The organism is Bordetella genomosp. 13, from assembly GCF_002119665.1.
GTDB lineage: Bacteria > Pseudomonadota > Gammaproteobacteria > Burkholderiales > Burkholderiaceae_B > Bordetella.
Genome location: NZ_CP021111.1, coordinates 3,318,438 through 3,339,796, shown reverse-complemented (window position 1 = coordinate 3,339,796; position 21,359 = coordinate 3,318,438). Strand labels below are relative to the sequence as shown.

The 21,359-nt window shown below is 67.8% G+C and carries 18 protein-coding genes and 3 tRNA genes; 8 read left to right on the top strand and 13 right to left on the bottom strand.

From position 1 onward, the window contains the following. Positions 1-72: 72 nt before the first annotated feature. The 4 genes from CAL15_RS14965 to egtD all read right to left on the bottom strand — a co-directional run bounded on the left by CAL15_RS14965 (position 73) and on the right by egtD (position 3,136). Entirely contained in the window at positions 73-252 is a 180-nt protein-coding gene (locus CAL15_RS14965) for a hypothetical protein (protein ID WP_086079326.1), read from the bottom strand. 310 nt (positions 253-562) lie between these two features. After that, positions 563-639: transfer RNA gene (locus tag CAL15_RS14960), tRNA-Met, on the bottom strand. 158 nt (positions 640-797) lie between these two features. Continuing rightward, positions 798-2,138 (bottom strand): ergothioneine biosynthesis protein EgtB, encoded by a 1,341-nt coding sequence (gene egtB, locus CAL15_RS14955; protein WP_086079325.1) that lies wholly within the window; start codon positions 2,136-2,138, stop codon positions 798-800. Between the two features lie 32 nt (positions 2,139-2,170). Then, positions 2,171-3,136 carry an L-histidine N(alpha)-methyltransferase gene (gene egtD / locus CAL15_RS14950; RefSeq protein ID WP_086079324.1) on the bottom strand — a complete coding sequence of 322 codons (966 nt, stop codon included), beginning with the start codon at positions 3,134-3,136 and terminating at the stop codon, positions 2,171-2,173. 299 nt (positions 3,137-3,435) lie between these two features. Here egtD and CAL15_RS14945 point away from each other — a divergent pair, with 299 nt between their 5' ends. Beyond that, positions 3,436-4,044 (top strand): hypothetical protein, encoded by a 609-nt coding sequence (locus CAL15_RS14945; RefSeq protein WP_086079323.1) that lies wholly within the window; start codon positions 3,436-3,438, stop codon positions 4,042-4,044. Beyond that, positions 4,032-5,465, top strand: a complete 1,434-nt coding sequence (locus CAL15_RS14940) for a phospholipase D-like domain-containing protein (protein WP_086081112.1) — start codon at positions 4,032-4,034, stop codon at positions 5,463-5,465. Before CAL15_RS14945 ends, CAL15_RS14940 begins: the two co-directional genes overlap by 13 nt. Before the next feature lie 4 nt (positions 5,466-5,469). Here the strand turns inward: CAL15_RS14940 and CAL15_RS14935 are convergent, their stop codons facing one another. The 8 genes from CAL15_RS14935 to CAL15_RS14900 form a co-directional block, all read right to left on the bottom strand. Next, positions 5,470-7,149, bottom strand: a complete 1,680-nt coding sequence (locus CAL15_RS14935) for an FMN-binding glutamate synthase family protein (protein WP_086079322.1) — start codon at positions 7,147-7,149, stop codon at positions 5,470-5,472. 85 nt (positions 7,150-7,234) lie between these two features. Further along, positions 7,235-8,518 carry an arsenic transporter gene (locus tag CAL15_RS14930; protein ID WP_086079321.1) on the bottom strand — a complete coding sequence of 428 codons (1,284 nt, stop codon included), beginning with the start codon at positions 8,516-8,518 and terminating at the stop codon, positions 7,235-7,237. Between the two features lie 75 nt (positions 8,519-8,593). Beyond that, positions 8,594-9,886 (bottom strand): cytochrome c, encoded by a 1,293-nt coding sequence (locus tag CAL15_RS14925; protein ID WP_086079320.1) that lies wholly within the window; start codon positions 9,884-9,886, stop codon positions 8,594-8,596. A 13-nt stretch (positions 9,887-9,899) separates the two neighbouring features. Continuing rightward, a complete protein-coding gene (locus CAL15_RS14920) occupies positions 9,900-10,628 on the bottom strand; it encodes a c-type cytochrome (RefSeq protein WP_086079319.1) in 729 nt (242 codons plus the stop codon). A 151-nt stretch (positions 10,629-10,779) separates the two neighbouring features. Then, positions 10,780-10,926, bottom strand: a complete 147-nt coding sequence (locus CAL15_RS14915) for a DUF2474 domain-containing protein (protein ID WP_086079318.1) — start codon at positions 10,924-10,926, stop codon at positions 10,780-10,782. Continuing rightward, positions 10,926-11,933 (bottom strand): cytochrome d ubiquinol oxidase subunit II, encoded by a 1,008-nt coding sequence (cydB, locus tag CAL15_RS14910; protein ID WP_086079317.1) that lies wholly within the window; start codon positions 11,931-11,933, stop codon positions 10,926-10,928. Before cydB ends, CAL15_RS14915 begins: the two co-directional genes overlap by 1 nt. Before the next feature lie 2 nt (positions 11,934-11,935). Next, positions 11,936-13,366 (bottom strand): cytochrome ubiquinol oxidase subunit I, encoded by a 1,431-nt coding sequence (locus CAL15_RS14905; RefSeq protein WP_086079316.1) that lies wholly within the window; start codon positions 13,364-13,366, stop codon positions 11,936-11,938. 230 nt (positions 13,367-13,596) lie between these two features. Next, positions 13,597-13,681 (bottom strand) — tRNA-Leu (locus CAL15_RS14900). 200 nt (positions 13,682-13,881) lie between these two features. Between CAL15_RS14900 and CAL15_RS14895 the strand changes: the two genes are divergently transcribed. From CAL15_RS14895 to CAL15_RS14885, 3 genes are read left to right on the top strand one after another with little or no spacing between them, the layout of a single operon-like run. After that, on the top strand, positions 13,882-14,490 hold the full coding sequence (locus tag CAL15_RS14895) for a tRNA-uridine aminocarboxypropyltransferase (RefSeq protein WP_086079315.1): 609 nt from the start codon (positions 13,882-13,884) through the stop codon (positions 14,488-14,490). Then, entirely contained in the window at positions 14,487-15,113 is a 627-nt protein-coding gene (locus CAL15_RS14890) for a lysophospholipid acyltransferase family protein (RefSeq protein ID WP_086079314.1), read from the top strand. Before CAL15_RS14895 ends, CAL15_RS14890 begins: the two co-directional genes overlap by 4 nt. Positions 15,114-15,117: 4 nt before the next feature. Beyond that, the gene (locus CAL15_RS14885; RefSeq protein ID WP_086079313.1) at positions 15,118-16,047 is read left to right on the top strand and encodes a phosphatidate cytidylyltransferase; all 930 of its coding nucleotides are present in this window, start codon (positions 15,118-15,120) and stop codon (positions 16,045-16,047) included. Positions 16,048-16,221: 174 nt separating this feature from the next. On the opposite strand, the gene CAL15_RS14880 is transcribed toward CAL15_RS14885, so the two are convergent. Continuing rightward, positions 16,222-16,306: transfer RNA gene (locus tag CAL15_RS14880), tRNA-Leu, on the bottom strand. Between the two features lie 250 nt (positions 16,307-16,556). Here CAL15_RS14880 and rnr point away from each other — a divergent pair. The 3 genes from rnr (at position 16,557) to CAL15_RS14865 (ending at position 21,212) form a co-directional block, all read left to right on the top strand. After that, positions 16,557-19,013, top strand: a complete 2,457-nt coding sequence (gene rnr / locus CAL15_RS14875; protein WP_086079312.1) for a ribonuclease R — start codon at positions 16,557-16,559, stop codon at positions 19,011-19,013. Between the two features lie 184 nt (positions 19,014-19,197). Then, positions 19,198-19,935, top strand: coding sequence for a 23S rRNA (guanosine(2251)-2'-O)-methyltransferase RlmB (gene rlmB / locus CAL15_RS14870; RefSeq protein WP_086079311.1), 738 nt, complete (start codon positions 19,198-19,200; stop codon positions 19,933-19,935). A gap of 35 nt (positions 19,936-19,970) precedes the next feature. Further along, positions 19,971-21,212: a cystathionine gamma-synthase family protein gene (locus tag CAL15_RS14865; RefSeq protein ID WP_086079310.1), complete on the top strand. Its 1,242-nt coding sequence runs from the start codon at positions 19,971-19,973 to the stop codon at positions 21,210-21,212. Positions 21,213-21,359 lie beyond the last annotated feature (147 nt).

Sequence of the window (21,359 nt, the reverse complement as noted above, 5' to 3'; positions counted from 1 at the left end):
GGCTTGCATTATTGGTCTTGAGTAGAAGTGTCACGACAATCCAAGGGGTCGGCTGGCCAAGCGGACTCATAGCTAGTCGTTCGAATGGTAAAGGGCGCTTTCGAGCGCGCTTCTGGCCGAATCGAGCTTTTGGATTGCGCGGCTCAGATGGGCGCTCTGCTCGTTGGGCAGTTTGTCGCTCAGGCGTCGCAGGTCGTGAAGGACACCTTCGACCTCGCTTTTCGCTTCGTAGATGTAACTCTTGGCAGACATGGCGCTGTGGATCTCCGTTGTTATCTATGAGTCTACTTGCTGTTGTCGCCGCCAGCACCCCGGCACGAATCGTGCAGGCGGCGCGTCGGGATGCGCCCACCCGCTTGGGCCACGTCGGAGTTGTGGCACACGCCCATGCGGAACAACTTCTCGCGGGCTTTGATGCGCTGTTAGTGCCTGCACATCTCATGCCCCTAGCGTTGTCGGCCAACGCCCAGCATAGCCTTGGGAATTGGAGAATTGCGGAGCAGACGGGGAATTGCGGAGCAAAAACAAAACGGCCCGCATCGCTGCGGGCCGCATGAATACTTGGTGGCGCATCCCTGATTCGAACAGGGGACCTGCGGATTATGATTCCGTCGCTCTAACCGGCTGAGCTAATGCGCCATGCATCTGACGATGCGCGCTTCACCGCGCCAAAGAAGTGCCGTGAAGCGAAGAACGAAATTCTAGCACGGTAAAACGCGGCGCTGCAAGCCGATGCGACCCAACGGCAAACCCGAGCCAGACCGCCCCGACCCCGACCGTCGTAGGCCAAGCCCGGCTCAGACATCCCGCGCCAGCCGTATCCCCGAAAACTGCCACCGCGCATCGGCCGGGAAGAAGTTTCGGTAGCTCGCCCGGATGTGATCCCGCGGCGTGACGCAGGACCCGCCGCGCAGCACGTACTGATTGCACATGAACTTGCCGTTGTACTCGCCGACGGCGCCCTCGGGCGGTGCGAAGCCGGGATAGGCCTCGTACGAGCTGCAGGTCCATTCCCACGCGTCGCCGTACATCTGGCTGGGGTGGGCCGCATCGGGCGCCGCGGCGGGACGCGGGTTCAGGTGCCCGGTATCCAGCATGTTGGCGCGAGTCCCGGCCAATGCGCCGCCCGAATCGGCCAGCGCGGCCTCGCGCAAGCGCGCGGCGTGTTCCCATTCCGCCTCGCGAGGCAGGCGGGCGCGCGCCCAGCGGGCGTACGCATCCGCCTCGAAATAGCTGACATGCGTGACCGGCGCGTGCGGATCCAGGGGCTGCATGCCGTGCAGCGTGAACACGCGCCACTCTTCCTGATGTTCTTCCCAATACATCGGCGCGCGCCATTGAGCGCCGTTCACCATGTCCCAGCCCAGCGACAGCCAGAACTCGGGCCGGCGATAACCGCCGTCCAGCATGAACTCGAGGTATTCACCCTGCGTGACCAGGCGGTCGGCCAGACAGTACGGGCGCAGCAGCACCTCGTGCGACGGTCCCTCGTTGTCGAAAGCGAAGCCTGTGCCCTCATTCCCCACACGCACGATGCCGCCGTCGTAGCGCGTCCAGCCGGCGGGCGTGGCCGGCGCCGCCGAGACGCCCGCCGGCTTGTCGAGATACGCCGGCCGCAGCGGGTTGCAGGACAGCAGGTGCTTGAGATCGGTGAGTATCAGCTCTTGATGCTGCTGCTCGTGATTCAGGCCCAGCACGACCAGGGCCTGGAATTCGGCATCGTCGGCATGGCGCTTCAGCAGCGCCTGCATGGCGCCGTCGACGTGTTCGCGGTAGCGCAGCACGTCGGCCAGCGGCGGACGGGTCAGCAGGCCGCGCTGGGGGCGCGGATGCTTGTCGCCGATCGCGTTGTAGTACGAATTGAACAGCATCCGGTATTGCGGATGGAAGGGTTCGCGGCCCGGGTCGTACTTGCCCATCACGAAGGTTTCGAAGAACCATGTGGTGTGCGCCAGGTGCCACTTGACCGGACTGCAGTCCGGCATGGACTGCGCCTGGCAATCCTCCGGGCTGAGCGGCCGGGACAGCTCCACGCTGAGGGTGCGCACGGCGTCGTAGCGCTGCGAGAGCGTGCGCTCGGCCGCCGCTGGCCTGGACCGCGCGCCGATGGGCTGCGGCGACTGGTAAACGGTATCCATCGTGGCTCCTGGATGGGTCGTGCGGCGCTCTTTCAGGCGCGCGCGCTGAACACGGAAAACCAGTCGCGTCGATCCGACCAGTGCTGGATCTTGCCGAATCCGGCGCGTCGCAACAGGTCGGCAAAGCCGTCCACCGTGTACTTGTACGAGCATTCGGTGTGGATGCTCTGGCCGCGCGCGAAGTGGCGCTCGCCGCCGGGCCATTTCACCAGCACGTCGGCGGCGGCGCGCAGGTGCATTTCCACGCGCGATTCGGTCTCGTTATAGCGTGCCTCGTGCCGCCAGTCCTCGACCCGAAAGTTGCTGCCCAACAGCGTATTCACGTGACGCAGCATATTCAGATTGAAAGCGCCGGTCAGGCCCAGCGCGTCGTCGTATGCCGGCTCGAGCACGCCGCGCGGCTTGACGCGATCGACACCCACCAGCAGGCCGCCTCCGGGGCAGAGCGCATGGATGCGCTGCAGCAGCGCCAGCGCTTCGTCGGGCGACAGATTGCCGATGCTCGAGCCGGGATAGAAGAACAGGCGGTTCTCGGCAGGCACGCTTTCGGGCAGATCGAATGTGTGCGAGAAGTCGCGCCCCAGCGCGCGAATCTCCAGGCCGGGATGCGCATGGCGCAACCGCGCCACGGCATCGTTCAGGTAGTCCGCCGAGATGTCGATCGGCACGTAGCGCGTGGGCTGCAGTACCGGGAACAGTCTCTCGGCCTTCACGCAGTCGCCCGCACCCAGGTCGATCAGCGACTCGACGCGTCCTACGTGATACGCAATGCGCGAGGCCTGCTCGCGCAGGATCTCGGCTTCGCAGCGCGTGGGGTAGTACTCGGGAAGCAGGGTGATGGCGGTGAACAGGCTGGAGCCCAGCGAGTCGTACAGGTACTTCGGGCTGATGGTGGGGACGGCGGCCATGAGGCCGGCGCGCAGTTCTTCGTCGGCGGTGCCGCCGCGCGATACCTGGGCCGGGGCGGCCGAGGCGAGGGAAGTCAGGGAGCGTGCCATGCGGTCTTGTCCTTCCTTGTCGGCTGTGGAGCGGGGCGCGTGGTGCGAGCCATCTTCTTTATGCCGCGTGGGGCAGCTTCTTATTCTCTGGCGTTATTGTGCCCGCGCGCGGGCCGCGGATGTCAATGCGCGCGCTCCGGATTGCAAAGGACTTTTACGAAATGCGCGTCCGGACGCCTGGCGGCGCCACCCAGAAATACCGTGCTACGGCTCGTTGCCAATCATCAGGGCGGCCGTCGACCGCATTGGTAAGAATACGGTCATGTCGTGGCGCCGCCGCGCTAGCCTGGGAGGTCCGCATGTCCACCATTGTCGTTGCTCGCTTCGATAGCCTCGCCTCGGCGCGTAGCGCGGCGCATGCCTTGGTCGCGGACGGATTCGCCGAAGAAGCCGTCAGCATGTTCCATGGAGAGTCCTCGGTAGGCGATACGGCCGAGAACGCGCTGCGCAATGGTCCGGATCTGGGCACGGCGGCTGGCCGCAAGGGCGCGGTGTCGGTCGTGGCCGCCCTGTCCGCGCTGGGGGCGCTGGTCGGCGCGGCCCTGTGTTCCCTGCCGCAATGGAGCGACGGCATGGCGCTGGCCGCCGGAGGCGCCGCGGGGGCATACCTGGGCGCATTGCTGGCCTCGTTGTGGATGGTGGGCGGCTTGCCCGGCCAGGCCGGCGGGCTGAGCAGCGGCCTGTTCGGCAAGACCATCCTGGTCGCCGTGCAGGTGCACCCCGCGGGCGTACCCATGGTGACCGCGCTGCTGCATGATGCCGGCGGCGTGCACGTGGCGCAGGCCCGTGGGCCGTGGCAGCTGGCCGAACACTACACCCCGCCCGCTCCGGTGCAAGCGCCCGCATGGCGCCGAGCCACGGCCGGCGCCCGCCCCGCGCCGGCGCGTCGCACGCAATGGCAGCCTTGAATGTCCCTCGTGCCCGCCGATACCTGAATAAACTGGCGCGCTGCGGCGCGGCCGGGCTGGCGCTGCTGCTCGCGGCATGCGCCAGCGTGCCCGACACCACGCTGCTGCGCCAGCGCGGCGAGCAGGCGGCGCGGTCGGCGGACGCGGGCTGGCGAAGCTACGAGCAGGGCCGAGACCTGGCGGCACGGCACAATGAGCAGCGCGATTTCCTCGCCTATCACCTGGAAGTGGAAGAGGCCATCAGCGGCACGCCGCTGGTACCGGGCAACCAGGTGCGCCTGCTGGTCGACGGGGCGAGCGCCTACGACGCCATGCTGCAGGCCATCGACCAGGCCGAACGGTTCGTGCACATGGAAACGTACATCTTCGACGATGACGAAGATGGCCGGCGTTTCGCCGACGCCCTGATCGCGGCCCGCGCGCGCCACGTCGAGGTGGCGCTGATGATCGACGCCGTCGGCACCATCTCCACGCCCGACGCCCTGTTCGAAAGAATGCGCCAGGCGGGCGTGCAGGTGACGGTGTTCAATCCCGTCAATCCCGTCGAGGCTCGCGCCGGCTGGTCGATCAACGAGCGCAATCACCGCAAGGTGCTGGTCGTGGACGGCCATGTGGGCTACCTGGGCGGCATGAACATCAGCAGCGTGTATTCGTCGAGTTCGAGCGGCTTGGTGGTCAGCGCGTCGTCCGCTTCGGGCTCCGATTCCGAAGCGGAGAAAGAGCCCGAGGCGCCATGGCGCGATACGCACATCGAGATCCGCGGCCCCGGCGTGGCGCAGCTGGAACAGGTGTTGCGCGACGGGTGGGAATCGCAGAAGGGACCGCCGCTGACGGAATGGATCACGGCCTCGCCGCCGCCGCGGCAGGGCGACCTGGCGGTGCGCATCCTGGCCAACCAGCCGGACGAGAGCGATGGCTATACGGTGTACCTGACGATGATGTCGGCCTTCGCCAGCGCGCGCCGCTCGATTCACATCACCATGGCGTACTTCGCGCCGGACCCGGCCTTCGTCCAGGTGCTCGCCGATGCCGCGCAGCGGGGCGTCGAGGTAGTGATGGTGCTGCCGGGCTTCAGCGATTCGTCGCTGGTGCTGTATGCCGGCCAATCGCACTATGAAAAACTGCTGCGCGCGGGGGTGAAGATTTATGAAAGGCGCGACGCGCTGCTGCACGCGAAAACCGCGGTGGTGGACGGCGTGTGGTCCACGGTGGGTTCCAGCAACATGGACTGGCGCAGCTTCGCGCTGAACTACGAGGTCAATGCCGTGATCCTGGGCGGCGATTTCGCCAGCCAGATGGAAGAGATGTTCCAGCAGGACGTGGCGCAGGCCACGCAGGTCGACCTGCAGGCCTGGGAGGACCGCGGCTTGGGCGATCGCTTCATGGAAGGCTTCTCGCGGCTGTTCGAGCGCTGGCTTTGATGGTTCACGCCGCCGCCGGCTGCAGGGGGCGCGCGGCCTCGGCGGGACGGTTCAGTTCGGCCAGGGCCGAGGTGATGTCGGTGGCCGGCTGGAACGAATCCGCGCGCGCCATGCCCCAGCCCACCCGGTACACGTCGTGGCGGAATTCGCCTCGCAGCAGTTCGCCGGGCGCCAGCTCGGGAAACAGCGCGGACAACAGCTTCACCTCGGAAGACGACACGCGCCGAGCGATGTGGTGCGGGCGCAATTGGCCGGGATGCGTCAAGCCGGCCGCGCCGATCAGTTCGGCCAGCGCGTGCAGCGTATTGCGATGGAAGTGCGCTACGCGCTGCGCCTTGTCGGGCACCACCAGCGCGCGCTGGCGCAGCGGGTCCTGGGTGGTGACGCCGGTGGGACACTTGCCCGTATGGCAGGCCTGCGCCTGGATACAGCCGATGGCGAACATGAAGCCGCGCGCGGCGTTGCACCAGTCGGCTCCCATGGCCATGACGCGCGCCATGTCGAAGGCAGTGATGATCTTGCCGGATGCGCCCAGACGGATGCGGTCGCGCAGGTTCACGCCGATCAGCGTGTTGTGCACCAGCCGCAGGGCCTCGCGCAAAGGCGTGCCGACGTGGTCCACAAACTCCACGGGCGCGGCCCCCGTGCCGCCCTCCGCACCGTCGACCACGATGAAATCCGGCGTGATGCCGGTCTCGAGCATGGCCTTGACGATGGCGAACCATTCCCAGGGATGGCCCACGCAGAACTTGAAGCCCACCGGCTTGCCGTCGGACAGCTCGCGCAGGCGCGCGATGAAATGCATCAGCCCGATGGGCGAATCGAACGCGCTGTGGCTGGACGGCGAATTGCAGTCGCGCCAGGGCTGCACGCCGCGCGCCTCGGCGATCTCGATGGTGACCTTGCCCGCGGGCAGGATGCCGCCGTGGCCCGGCTTGGCCCCCTGCGACAGCTTGATCTCGATCATCTTCACCTGCGGCAGCCGGGCATTGCGCATGAAGGCCTCATCGGAGAACGCGCCGTTTTCGTCGCGGCAGCCGAAGTAGCCCGAGCCGATGTTCCATATCAGCGCGCCGCCCGGCTCGCGGTGATAGCGGCTGATGCCGCCCTCGCCGGTGTCGTGCGCGAAATTGCCTTGCCGGGCGCCGTCGTTCAGCGCCAGCACGGCATTGGCCGACAGCGCGCCGAAGCTCATCGCCGAGATGTTGAAGGCCGACATGGAATAGGGCTGCCGGCAGTCGACGCCGCCCACGGTGACGCGGAAGTCGGGGTCCGCCACGTGCGCGGGCGTCATGGAATGGTTGATCCATTCATAGCGGTCGCCGTACACGTCTTCCTGGGTGCCGAAGGGGCGCTTGTCGATCTCTTCCTTGGCCCGCTGATACACGATGGAGCGCTGCGCGCGCGAGAACGGCGCGGCCTGCGTGTCGTCCTCGAGGAAATACTGGCGGATCTCGGGCCGGATGAACTCGAACAGGAAACGCAGGTTGCCCAGCACCGGATAGTTGCGGCGGATGGCGTGGCGCGTCTGCACCAGGTCGTAGACGCCCAGCAGCGACAGCATGAGCAGCGGCGCGGCCGCCAGCAGCCACCATGGCGATTGCGCGACGGCCAGCGTTAGCGTGACGGCCGCGCCTGCCAGGATCAATACGAAGGCCGTGAATCGGCCGGCAATCCAGCTCATCCCATTTCTCCGGACACGAGAGTCGGCGTCACGTTAACAGAAGCGCGTCGCCGCGGTCATGAATGGCCCCGCCGCGACGCGCCGGTCAGGGCTGCAGCCGCCACGCCAGCGCGGCCAGCGTCACCAGCAGCACCGGCAGCGTCAGCACGATGCCCACGCGGAAGTAATAGCCCCATCCGATCGTCAGGCCCTTGCGTGCGAGTACGTGCAGCCACAGCAGTGTCGCCAGGCTGCCGATGGGCGTGATCTTCGGGCCCAGGTCGCTGCCGATGACGTTCGCGTAGATCATGGCCTCGCGCACGGCGCCCGTGGCGCTGGTGTCCGCGATGGACAGCGCGCCCACCAGCACGGTGGGCAGGTTGTTCATCACCGAGGACAGGAACGCGGTGATCAGGCCCGTGCCCAGGGCAGCGCCCCACACGCCGTATTCGGCGCAGCGGTCCAGCAAGCCGGTAAGGTAGGCGGTCAGGCCGGCATTGCGCAGGCCGTAGACCACCAGGTACATGCCCAGCGAGAACACGACGATGTGCCACGGCGCGTCGCGCATGATGCGGCGCGTGCCGATGATGTGCTGGCGTCCGGCCACCAGCAGCAGGCCCGCGGTGCCGGCCGCGGCGATGGCGCTGATGGGGATGCCCATGGGTTCGAGCACGAAGAAGCCCGCCAGCAGCAGCGCCAGCACGATCCAGCCGGCGCGGAAGGTGACAGGGTCGCGAACCGCGCTGCGCGGCTCGGGCAACTGCGACAGGTCATATCGCCGCGGGATGCCGCGCCGGAAGAACAGCATCAGCACCGCCAGCGTGGCCGCCACCGCGGCGACGTTGACCGGCACCATGACCGCGGCGTACTGGCCGAAACCGATGCCGAAGAAGTCGGCCGACACGATGTTGACCAGGTTCGAGACGATGAGCGGGATGCTGGCGGTATCGGCCACGAAGCCCGCGGCCATCACGAACGCGAGCGTGGCGGCCGGCGCGAATCCCAGCGCCAGCAGCATCTCCATGACGATGGGCGTGAGGATCAGCGCCGCGCCGTCGTTGGCGAACAGCGCCGTGACCACCGCGCCCAGCAGGACGATCAGCACGAACAGCCTGCGCCCGCGGCCGCGGCCCCAGCGCGCCACGTGCAAGGCGGCCCATTCGAAGAAGCCGGCCTGGTCCAGGATCAGGCTGGTGATGATGATGGCGATGAAGGTCGCGGTGGCGTTCCAGACGATCTGCCATACCTCGCCGATGTCGGTCCAGTGGACCACGCCGGTCAGCAGCGCCAGCCCCGCGCCGATGCAGGCACTCCAGCCTATGCCCAGGCCGCGGGGCTGGGCGATGACGAGTACCAGCGTGAATATGAAGATGGCGACGGCGAGCGGCATGGCGGGCGGGGGTTCGGCGAAAGCGCGATGGTACCCGTTTCGCCTGTCACGGTGGCCTCGTGCCCAGTGCCCGCTTCAATAGCCCGATGCCGCCTCGCGCGCGCGCTTGACCTCCAGCGGCGTCACGCCGCCGGCCGCATTGCCCCAGCTGTTGCGGATGTACGAGACCAGCAGGGCGGTGTCGTTGTCGTTCAGGATCTGGCCGAATGGCGGCATGCCGTGCGGCCGCGGGTTGGACGCCGTGGCCGGCGCGAAGCCGCCTTCCAGCACCATGCGGATGGCGTTGGCGGCGGACGGCGCCGTCACCGTGGGGTTGCCGGCCAGCGGCGGCCAGGCCTCGCCGCTGCCTTCGCCGGATGCCTGGTGGCATTGCGCGCAGTGCTGCCCGTACAGTTTGCCGCCCAGTTCCATCGCGCCGGGCGCCGTCGCGCCGGGCGCCGTTGCGCCGGCGCGCGGCGCGGGCGACGCGGCGGGCAGGCTCTTCAGGTAGGTGCCGATGGCCAGGGCATCGGCTTCGGTCAGGTGCTGCGTGCTGCCCTGTACCACCTCGGCCATGGGGCCGCTGGCGGTAGAGTGCGCCGACATGCCGGTGCGCAGCAGCGCGGCGATGTCCTGGGCCGACCAATTGCCCAGTCCGGACGCGGCGTCGCCATTGAGCGGCGGCGCATACCATTCCAGCATGGGGATGAGGCCGCCGCTCAGGCTGGCGCCGTCCACGGTGGCCCCCAGCCCGTTGCGCGGCGCGTGGCAGGCCGCGCAATGCCCCGGGCCTTGGGTCAGATAGCGCCCGCGGTTCCATTGCGCCGACTGCCCCGGGTCGTCCTCGTGCACGCCGGGGCGGAAGTACAGCGCGCGCCATGCCGCCAGCAGCACGCGCTGGTCGTAGGGAAAGCGCAGCTCGGGGGCGAGGCTGGGCTGTCGAACCGGTTCGACGGTGCGCAGGTAGGCATAGAGGGCGTCGGCATCGGCGCGCGAGATGCGCGTGTATTCGGTGTAGGGGAAGGCGGGATACAGCAGCGTGCCGTCGCGCGACTTGCCATTGTGCAGGGCGTTCCAGAAGTCGGCGGCGCTCCATTCGCCGATGCCGGTCTGCGTGTCGGGCGTGATGTTGGGGCCGTACAGCGTGCCGAACGGAGTGGGTACCGGGGTCCCGCCCGCGTAGGCCTTGCCGCCCTGCGCCGTGTGGCAGGCCATGCAGTTGCCCGCGCTGGCCAGGTAGCGGCCGCGCTCGATCTGCTGCGCCGGATCGCCCGCGACAGCCGGCGCCGCCGGTCCGGCGTCCTCGCGTGTGCCCATCCAGTACAGCGCGGCTATGGCCGCCGTGCCCAGCAGCAGCAGGGTCAGGAGAATGCGTGATATCAGTTTCATGGCAGCACGGCGATCAGCGTTGGGCCTGGCTGCCGCACGTCAGCGGCAGCGTGGTCGAGCCGGCCGGCTCGGCGGCGTACGCCGCGGGCACGGGCCGCGAGGCCAGCCAGGCCGACACGGCGCTGAGGTCTTCGGGCGTGAGCCTGGTCGCCACCTCGGCCATGCAGTCGGGCGCCAATGCCTGGCGCCGGGCGTTCTGCCATGCGCCTACTTGCGACACCAGGTAGTCGCGCGGCAAGCCCAGCAGGCCCGGGATCGCGGGCAGCATGCCGCCCAGTTCGGCGCCGTGACAGGCCGCGCAGGCGGGCAGCCCGCGCGCCGCGTCGCCATGCAATGCGAGCACGCGCCCCTGCTCGAGCAATGCTGGCGAGGCGTTGGCCGGGACGGGCGGAGGGTAGGGCACGTGCTGCTCGGCGAAATAGCCGGCGATCTCGCGCAGATAGTCGTCGGGCAGGTTGACCAGCAGGTGCTGCATGGGGCGGTATTGGCGCCGGCCGTCGCGGAAGTTCAGCAGTTGCTGGTACAGGTATTCCTGCGGCTTGCCGGCCAGGCGCGGATAGTAGCCGTCGTTGCCGGCGCGGCCCTGTTCGCCATGGCATGCCGTACAGGCCGCGACCCGGGCGTCCATGGTGCCGGGCTGCAGCGCGGCCCGCTCGGCCGCGCGCGTACCGCCGGTGGGCGCCGCGGCGCCGGCCAGCGTCAGCGCCAAGGCTGCCCACGAAAGACGGATGGGAATCGTCATCTGCGTTGTCTCGGTATTGTCGTTATGCCGCCCGATCGCGCGCGGACGGGCCCGTGCCTGCAGGCTTGCAAGCATACGCTGCCTGACGATCAGGCGCACAGGCAAGGGCGCGCGCCGGCGCGAGGTCGTGCCGCGCGGCCGCGTATTGCGGTCACGACGACATGCCGGCGGCGCCCATCGCCAGCCGCAGCAGATAGGCAAGCGCGCCCAGGCCGGCCACGCTGGCCGCCCATATCAGCACCAGCCACAGCATGCGGCGCGCCCATTTGCGTTCGGTGGGGGGATCGGTCGGCTGCATCAGTGGTAGCCCTCGCCAGCGCGGACCTTGCCGCGAAATACGTAATACGACCAGGCCGTGTACATCAGGATCACAGGAATGATCAGCAGCGCGCCCACCAGTGCGAAGCCCTGGCTTTGCGGCGGCGCGGCGGCGTCCCAGATGGACAGCGACGGCGGCACGATGGATGGCCAGAGGCTGATGCCCAGGCCGCTGTAGCCCAGGAACACCAGGCACAGTGACAGCACGAACGGCCACGCATGGGGCCTGCCGCGCAGCTTGTGCAGCAGCATCCACCCGGCCGCGGCCACCAGCACGGGCACCGGCGCGAACCACAGCACATTGGGCAGGCTGAACCAGCGCCGCGCGATGTCGGGCTGGGCGAGCGGCGTCCACACGCTGATGACGGCGATCACGGCCAGCAGCGCATAGGTCAGCGGTCGGGCGTGGCGGCACATGCGCTGCTGCAGCTCGCCTTCGGTCTTCAGTATCAGCCACGTGCAGCCCAACAGGGCGTAGGCCACCACCAGCCCCAGCCCCGTGAACAGCGGAAAGGGCGCCACCCAGTCCAGCGGGCCGCCGGCGTAGGCGTCCTGCGCCACGGGAATGCCCTCGATATAGGCGCCCAGCGTGACGCCCTGGAAGAACGCCGCGACGAATGAGCCCCACGTGAAGGACCGGTCCCAGAATGGGCGATGGCGGTCATTGGCCTTGAAGCGGAACTCGAAGGCCACGCCGCGAAAGATCAGTCCCAACAGCATGGCCAGCAGGGGCAGATGCAGGGCGTCGAGTATCACCGAGTACGCCAGCGGAAACGCCGCGAGCAGCCCCGCGCCGCCCAGCACCAGCCAAGTCTCGTTGCCGTCCCAGACGGGCGCCACGGTGTTGACCATCACGTCGCGGTCTTCGGTGTCGGGCGTGAAGGGAAACAGGATGCCGATTCCCAGGTCGAATCCGTCCATCACCACGTACATCATGATGCCGAACAGGATGATCACGGCCCAGATCAGCGCAAGGTCGACTCCCATGGTCACGCTCCTTCGCGGGACGGCGCGGCCGCGCCGTCGGTGGACGAGGCGCCCGACAGCGGGCGCATGGGCTGGCGCGGCTCGCCCGGACCGCCGGACAGCGGGGCATGGCCCGCGGGCGGCGTGGGACCGATGCGGATCAGGCGCAGCACGTACGAAATGCCGGCGCCGAACACCAGCAGATAGGCGACCACGAACACGGCCAGCGTCACGCCCACGTCCACGGTGCTGTGGGGCGTGGCGGCATCGGCGGTGCGCATCAGTCCATACACCACCCAGGGCTGGCGGCCGATCTCGGTGGTGTACCAGCCCGCCAGGATGGCGATCACGCCCGCGGGCCCCATCCACAGCGCGAAGCGGTGCAGGGCGGCCGAGTGGTACAGCTTGCCGCGCAGCCGCGCCCATGCCGCCCAGGCGCCCAGCGCGATCATCAGCAGGCCCAGCCCCACCATCACGCGGAAGGTCCAGAACACGATGGTGGCATTGGGCCGGTCTTCCTTCGGGAAGGACTTCAGGCCGGCGAACTGGCCGTCCCAGCTGTGGGTGAGGATCAGGCTGCCCAGGCGCGGCACCTGCACTGCGTAGCGCGTGGTCTCGTTCTCCATGTCGGGAATGCCGAACAGGGTCAGCGGCACGCCCGCGCCGGGCTCGTTCTCCCAATGGCCTTCCATGGCCGCGATCTTGGCTGGCTGGTGCTTCAGCGTGTTCAGGCCGTGCAAGTCTCCGACCACGGCCTGCAGCGGCGCCACCAGCACCAGCATTCCCATGGCCATGGCGAACATCTTGCGCACTGCCGGGCTGCGGTCCCCGCGCAGCAGGTGCCATGCGCCCGATGCGCCCACCATCAACGCCGTGGCCAGGAAGGCGGCGATGCCCATGTGCACCAGCCGGTACGGGAACGAGGGGTTGAAGATCACCGCCAGCCAGTCGGTGGGCACGACGCGGCCGTCGACGATCTCATAGCCCGCCGGCGTATGCATCCAGCTGTTGGAGGCGAGGATCCATGTGGCCGACAACAGCGTGCCCAGCGCCACCATCACCGTCGACATGAAGTGCAGGCCCGGCCCCACGCGCGACCAGCCGAACAGCATCACCCCCAGGAACCCGGCCTCGAGGAAGAAGGCCGTCAGTACCTCGTAGGCCAGCAGCGGCCCGGTGATGCTGCCGGCGAAGCGCGAGAAGCCGCTCCAGTGCGTGCCGAACTGATAGGCCATGACCAGGCCCGACACCACGCCCATGCCGAAGTTGACCGCGAAGATGCGCAGCCAGAAGTGGTACAGGTCGCGGTACACCGTATCGCGGGTGCGCAGCCAGCACGCTTCCAGCACCGCGAGATAGCTGGCCAGCCCGATGGTGATGGCCGGGAAGATGATGTGGAAGGTGATGGTGAAGCCGAACTGAATGCGGGATAGCAGCAGCGCGTCGCTGTCCATTGCGTATGCTCCAGTGTGTGCGGCGCGGGTTGCGGGTGCGGCCGCAGGCGCACGGCCAGCATTTCGCGTGCCCGAAGCGGCAAGGGGCAATGGATGGGGGGGTAGAGGCGCCGCGGATGCGGCACGATGGAGCCGAAAAGCAAAAAAGCCACGCTTGCGCGTGGCTTCATGCTGTTTGCCGGGGTTGCCGACGATGCTGCGAGACCTGAAGTCTATGAGACCTAAAGCGGTGGTGCCCAGGAGAGGACTCGAACCTCCACACCTTGCGGCACATGGACCTGAACCATGCGCGTCTACCAATTCCGCCACCTGGGCACTGTGTTTTCCGCAAAACGGATCGCTGGGTCGCTGGATGTGCCCTGCCGGGCTGGTCCGTTGATCTGCGATTCGCTGTACTCAACAGCAGAGAAGCGAGATTATGCACATGTTTTTTGGATCGTGCAAGCGATTTGCGGGGGCCGTCATCGGCACGAGTCACCGCACGGGCCGTCGTCGCGGTCATTTATAGTGCCGCCATGTCCCGCTCCGCCTGTTCCCGCTGCGTCCGGCCCGCCACGCACTGCCTGTGTCCGTTGATTCCGGCGCTGGCAAGCCGCACTCGTGTGGTGGTGCTGCAGCATCCCGCCGAGGCCCGCCATCCGCTGAATACCGCGCGCCTTGCGGCCCTGGGGCTGTCCAGCGCGCGCGTGCTGGTCGGCGAGCGGTTCGAGCCGGCGCAGTGGCAGGTGCCGGGTCATGCCCCGCACCTGCTGTTTCCGGGTCCCGAGGCGCGGTCGCTGGCGCCGGGCGGCAGGTCGGCGTCGGACCTGCCGCTGCTGCTGGTCGTGCCCGATGGCACGTGGCGGCACGCGCGTTCGCTGCTGCATCGCAATCCCGAAGTGGCCGGGCTGCCGCGTCTGGCGCTGCCGACGGGCACGGGTGCGCGCTATCGCGTGCGCCATGCGCGCGAAGAGGGAGCCCTGTCCACGCTCGAAGCCATCGTGCATGCGTTGAATGCGCTGGAGGCGCCCGCCTGCTACGACGCGTTGCTGCGGCCGTTCGACGCGCTGGTGGAAGGCCAGATCGCGGGCATGGGCGCGGAGGTGTACGAACGCCATCACGTGCGGCGGCAGGGCACGCGATGATCCAGCGCGGCCGTCCCTATCGCGTGCTGCGTGAACTGCTGTGCGGCTTCGTGCGCTTCCTGGTCGGCGCCTATCCCAGCGGCGACATGCCGCCCGCCCATCGGCAGACGCTGTACTTCGCCAACCACACCAGCCATCTCGACACCCTGGTCATCCTCGCGGCGCTGAAGTTGCGCGCGCGATCGCGCGTGCGTCCGGTGGCCGCGCGCGACTACTGGTGCAAGACGGCGCGGCGCCGCTGGGTGGCCGAGCGGATCCTGAACGTGGTGTTCATCGACAGGCAGCGCAGCAACGGCGGCGATCCGCTGCAGCCGGTGCGCCAGGCGCTGGAAGAGGGCGCTTCGCTGATTTTCTTTCCGGAAGGCACGCGCGGCGACCAGGCGCTGCCTGGCGCCTTCAAGAGCGGGCTGTTCCGGCTGGCGCAGGATTTCCCGGCGCTCAGCCTGGCGCCGGTCTACCTGGAGAACCTGCATCGCATTCTGCCCAAGGGAGCGCTGCTGCCGCTGCCCTTGATCAACAAGGTCCATTTCGGTCCCGTCCTGGCGCGCGTCGACGGCGAGACCAAAGAGGAATTCCTGGAGCGGGCGCACCGCGCCGTCAGCCAGCTCGCACCCGGCCATTGAACGCATGAACACTGATTTCTGGCTGCTCGCCCTGGGCGTCGTCGTTTTCCTGTCGGTCTCTTCCGTGATCAGCCACGTGCTCGCGTGGCGAGCGGGCCGCGGCGACGCCGTGCTGAACAACCTGGCCGAACGCGTCGATGCCTGGTGGCTGCTGGTGGGCATCGGCATTCCTGCCATCGCCGCGGGGCGCGGCGCCGCGATCGTGCTGTTCGCCATCGCCTCGTTCCTGTCGCTGCGCGAATTCCTGTCGCTGACGCCCACGCGGCAGGGCGACCGCCCCGCCATGTTCGCGGCCTTCTTCATCGCCATTCCGATGCAGTACGTGCTGGTGGGCGTGGACTGGTATGGCCTGTTCGCGATTTTCCTGCCGGTGTATGGCTTTCTGGCCATCTCGGCGCTGACCGCAGTGGCCCAGGACACGCAGCACTATCTCGAGCGCAATGCCAAGCTTCAATGGGCGGTGATGGTGTGCGTGTACGGCATCAGTCATGCGCCGGCGCTGATGTTCCTGGACATCCCCGGCTACGACGCGGCCGACGGCGTGCTGCTGGTGTTCTTCCTGTTGGTGGTCCAGGCGTCGGAAGTGCTGCAGTACGTCTGCGGCAAGCTGTTCGGCCGGCGCAAGCTGGCCGCGGCGCTGAGCTCGCACAAGACCTGGGAAGGGCTGGTGGTCGGCGGCCTGCTGGCCACGGCGGTGGGCACGAGCCTGTATCCGTTCACGCCGTTCCGGCCGTGGCAGGCGGCGCTGCTTTCGCTGGCGATCGTGGTGGCGGGGCTGTTCGGCGGACTGGTGCTGTCGGCGGTGAAGCGCTCATTGGGCGCGCAGGACTGGGGATCGAGCCTGTCCGGCCACGGCGGCATGCTGGATCGCATGGACTCGATCGCGTTCTCGGCGCCGATCTGCTTTCATTTGACGCGGTTCTGGTTCGCGTAGATTGCAGGCCTCAGGCCGCGCAGCGTGTCGTGACGCAAGCGGTGCGGCAAAGCAAAAAGCCCGCATCGGCGGGCTTTCTCGTACTCAAGTAGCTGGTGCGAGGCCGGCTGGCTTTGCGGGGAAGGCGCGGTCATGTTCGCACATGGCCGTTGGTAGCCGCCTTCCTAAAATCTGTGGTGCCCAGGAGAGGACTCGAACCTCCACACCTTGCGGCACATGGACCTGAACCATGCGCGTCTACCAATTCCGCCACCTGGGCACTGCTGTTGCACCTGCTATAACAACTGCTGTTATACCCGTTGTTATAGCAATACTGCCTCGTTTCACACAGTTTGCCGCACGCGGTAGTTGCACGCACTTGTTGCACGCACTTGTTGCATGCAGTTAGTACACGCCGTTAATGCAATCAGCGCGCAGCGGGCTTTGTGATACGCTTTCCGTTGAATTTGCGCTACTGGATAGCCCAGAGGCAAAACAGAAGCTCGGCATTATATACGGGATTTTCACCTTTGGCAAAACGACCGAATAACGACTCGAATAACAACCGCTCCACGTCCGTCTTGCCCGATGCGCCGCCCGACTTCGATCCCGATGTTCCATCGCGCGAAGCCATTCTGACCGCATTGCGTTCGGCCGCCGTACCCCTGTCACCGGAAGAGCTGGCGCAGCGCATGGGCGTCGAACGGCCGGCCACGCTGGTCGGTTTCGAGCGCCGCCTGGGGGCGATGGAGCGGGACGGCCAGTTGATGCCCAACCGCAAGGGAGTCCTGCTGCTGGCCACCAAGCTCGACTTCGTGGCCGGCAAGGTGCAAGGGCATCGGGACGGCTTCGGTTTCCTGCTGCGCGACGACGGCGGCCCGGACATCTTCCTCGCCACGCGCGAGATGTCCAAGGTGCTGCACGGCGACCGCGTGCTGGTCAAGCCCACCGGCGAATACCGCGGCAAGCCCGAGGGCACCATCGTCGAGGTCATCGAGCGGCGCACCAACCGCCTGGTGGGGCGCTTCCTGCACGAGCACGGCCTGTCCATCGTGGTGCCCGAGGACCAGCGCATCAAGCACGACATCCTGATCCCGCCCGGCGACACCAATGGCGCGCAGCATGGCCAGGTGGTGTCGGTGCAGATCATGGAGCAGCCCACCCGCCACACGCAGCCGCTGGGCCGCGTGTACGAGGTGCTGGGCGAGATCGACGATCCCGGCATGGAGATCGAGATCGCCGTGCGCAAGTTCGATGTGCCGGTGGACTTCAGCGAGCCCGCGCAGAAGCAGGCCGCCCGCCTGCCCGACAGCGTGCGCAAGACCGACCTGAAGAACCGCGTCGACCTGCGCGACGTGCCGCTGATCACCATCGACGGCGAAGACGCGCGCGACTTCGACGATGCCGTCTATTGCGAACCCGTCGACCTTGGCACCGGCCAGCGCAAGCGGCCGGGCTGGCGATTGCTGGTGGCCATTGCCGACGTCAGCCACTACGTGCGCAGCGAGGACCCGCTGGACGTGGATGCGTTCGAGCGCGGCACCAGCGTGTACTTCCCGCGCCGCGTCATCCCGATGTTGCCCGAGTCGCTGTCCAACGGGCTGTGCTCGCTGAATCCCCACGTCGACCGCCTGGTGCTGGTGTGCGACATGGTCATTCCTGCCAGCGGCGCGAAGGCCGGCACGGTCACCGCCTATCAGTTCTACAACGCGGTCATGCACTCGCATGCGCGCACCACCTACACCAGCATCTGGGAAGCGCTGCAGCAGCCCGGCGGCCCCGCGGCCAACGCGCTGGGCCCCGTGCTGCCGCACGTGCAGCACCTGTACGAGCTGTACCAGCTGCTGGCCCAGTCGCGCCGCAAGCGCGGCGCCATCGACTTCGAAACGGTCGAGACCAAGATCGTCTGCAACCAGCTGGGCCGCATCGAGCAGATCGTGGGCGTGGTGCGCAACGACGCGCACAAGCTCATCGAGGAATGCATGCTGGCCGCCAACACCTGCGCGGCCGACTTCATGAGCCGCAGCAAGCATCCCGGCCTGTATCGCATCCACGAAGGTCCCACGCCCGAACGCCTGCAGTCGCTGCGCGAATTCCTGCGCACGCTGGGCCTGTCGCTGGGCGGCGGCGACGAACCCACCGCCAGCGACTATGGCGAGTTCCTCGACAGCGTGCGCGGCCGTCCCGATTTCCCGCTGCTTCAGACCATGTGCCTGCGCTCGATGCAGCAGGCCATCTACAGCCCCGACAACGTGGGCCACTTCGGCCTGTCGTATCCGGGCTATACGCACTTCACCTCGCCGATCCGCCGCTATCCCGACCTGCTCACGCACCGCGTGATCAAGGCGCTGCTGGTGGCGGAGCGCTACGTGCCCAAGCTCGAGGACCAGCCCATCATGGTGGGCGGCACGAAACACGAGCACGAGCACGCCATCTGGGAAAAGATGGGCCTGATCCTGTCGGCCAGCGAGCGCCGCGCGGACGAGGCCTCGCGCGACGTCGAGGCCTGGCTCAAGTGCTGGTTCGTGAAGGAGCGCGTGGGCGAGGACTTCAGCGGCACGGTCACCGGCGTGGCCAGCTTCGGCATCTTCGTCACGCTGGATACGCTGCATGTGGAGGGACTGGTGCACGTGTCCGAACTGGGCGGCGAGTACTTCCAGTTCAACGACGCGCTGCACGAATTGCGCGGTGAGCGCACCGGCATGCGCTACCGGCTGACCGACAAGGTGCAGGTGCAGGTGGCGCGGGTCGACCTCGAGGCGCGTCGCATCGAGTTCCGCCTGGTCAAGGGCACCAGCTTCGACGCGCTGCGCAAGCAGGCCGCCAAGAATCCCGACGAGCCGCGCCGTGTCAAGCGGGCCGCGGCGCCCAAGCCCCTGGCGTTGAAGGGCACGACGGCCAAGCAGCGCCGCGCCGAGGCCAAGCGCGCCAGCAAGCCCGCGAAACAGGCGCGCCCGGCCAAGAAGGCTCCGCGCGCAGGCCGCTAGACGGCATCGCGGCTACCGCACCCCGGCCACCGGAGGCACGCTCCGGTGGCCGGGGTGTTTTTCATTGCGCGCCACCGGGCGCGGCAGCGGGCGGCGCATGCGGGCCCGCTCGGCGGTAACATTGCGGAAACGGCGCCGTGGCGAACCGCGCGCTGCTCATCTTTCATCAGAAGGTATCTGCTCTATGGCTTCGGCCCAAGTCCTGGCGGGGTTCCATGCGGTCATCGCGCGCCTGCGCCATGCCCCCGAATCGGTCAAGGAAATCTATGTAGAGGCCTCGCGGCGCGACAGGCGCATGCAAAGCCTGATCGAACAGGCCGAGCGCGCCGGGCGCCGCGTGCATCCCGTGGCGCCGGACCGGCTGGACGGCCTGGCCCGCGGCACGCGCCACCAGGGCGTGGTCGCATTGGCCGACGAGCGCCAACTGGCCGTGGACGTGGACGAGGTGCTGGACGTCATCGAAGGTCCGGCCCTGCTGCTGATACTGGACGGCGTGACCGACCCGCACAATCTGGGCGCCTGCCTGCGCACGGCCGATGCCGCCGGCGTGCACGCTGTGATCGCGCCGCGCGACCGCGCGGTGGGCCTTACCAGCACCGTGCAGCGCGTGGCCTGCGGCGCGGCCGACACGGTGCCCTACGTCACCGTCACCAACCTGGCCCGCACCATGCGCAGCCTGAAAGAACGCGGCGTCTGGCTGATCGGCACCGATGACCAGGCAAGCGACAGCATGCACGCAGTGGACGCGCGCCAGCCCATGGCCTGGGTGATGGGCGCCGAAGGCGAGGGCATGCGTCGCCTGACGCGCGAGACCTGCGACCAGCTGGTGAACATACCCATGCTGGGCTCCGTCGAGAGCCTCAACGTCAGCGTCGCCAGCGCGGTGTGCCTGTACGAATCCGTGCGCCAGCGCCAGGCCTGAGCCGCACTTCCATTTCCTTTTCGCGAACCGACACCATGCATCAGAACGGCTTCACCACCGCCATCCTCCATTCCGATCGCACGCAGGCCGTCGAACACGGCGCCGTGCACAAGCCCATGCATCCTTCGTCCGAATACGCGTACGAGGACGCGCGCGAACTGGCCGCGGTGTTCCAGGGCAAGGCGGGCTTCACGTATGCGCGTCAGGGCACGCCCACCACCACGGCGCTCGAGGCCAAGATCACGCGGATGGAAGGCGGCAAGAACTCGGTCAGCTTCGCCACCGGCATGGCCGCGCTGGCAGGCATCTTCAATACGCTGCTGCGGCGCGGCGACCACCTGATCTCCAGCCAGTACATCTTCGGCAACACCAACAGCCTGCTGGGCACGCTGACCGACCTGGGCGTCGAGGTCACCACGGTCGACGCCACCGACGTGGAGCAGGTAAGGGCCGCCTTGCGTCCCGAAACGCGCATGGTGTTCACCGAGACCATCGCCAATCCCGGCACGCAGATCGCCGACCTGCAAGGCATCGGCGAACTGTGCCGCGAGCGCGGACTGGTGTACGTGGTCGACAACACGCTGACCTCGCCGTGGCTCTTCCAGCCGCGCGTCGTGGGCGCCTCGCTGGTGATGAACTCGCTGTCCAAGTACATCGCGGGGCACGGCCATGCGCTGGGCGGCGCCGTCACGGATACGGGCCTGTACGACTGGGCGGACTACCGCAACATCTACGAGGCCTACCGCAAGGGGCCGTCCACCGGCTGGGGTTTGACTCAGGTCAAGAAGAAGGGATTGCGCGACATGGGCGGCACGCTGGCCGCCGAACCCGCGCATCGCATCGCGATCGGCGCGGAGACGCTCGCGCTGCGCATGGACCGCCATTGCAGCAATGCGCTGGCGCTGGCGCGCTTTCTGAACGGGCACGCAGGCGTGGCCAAGGTGCACTACCCGGGCCTGCCGGGCCATCCGCAGCACGAGCGCGCGGCCACGCTGTTCGGCGGCCGCTTCGGCGGCCTGCTGGGCGTGGAGCTGGCCGAAGGCATCGACTGCTTCGACTTCCTCAACCGGCTGCGCATCGTGTTGATGGCCACGCATCTGGGCGACACACGCAGCCTGGCGCTGCCGGCCGCGCACACCATCTACTACGAGATGGGACCCGAGCGGCGCAAGCAGATGGGCATCGCCGACAGCCTGATCCGCGTGTCGGTGGGCATCGAGGACGAGGCCGATCTGCTGCACGATTTCGATCAGGCGCTGCAGGGCTGCATGCGCTGATTCGCGTTGCGCGCGGCATGCCGCCGCAGCCCGCTCGCGCATTGCCTCCAAGGCCGCAAACCCAGTAACGACGCGGCTTGTAAAGCTGTTTATGCTTGACAGCCGCTGTGGCCCGATGCCTAATACGTGTCTACGCCGCAGCGGCCT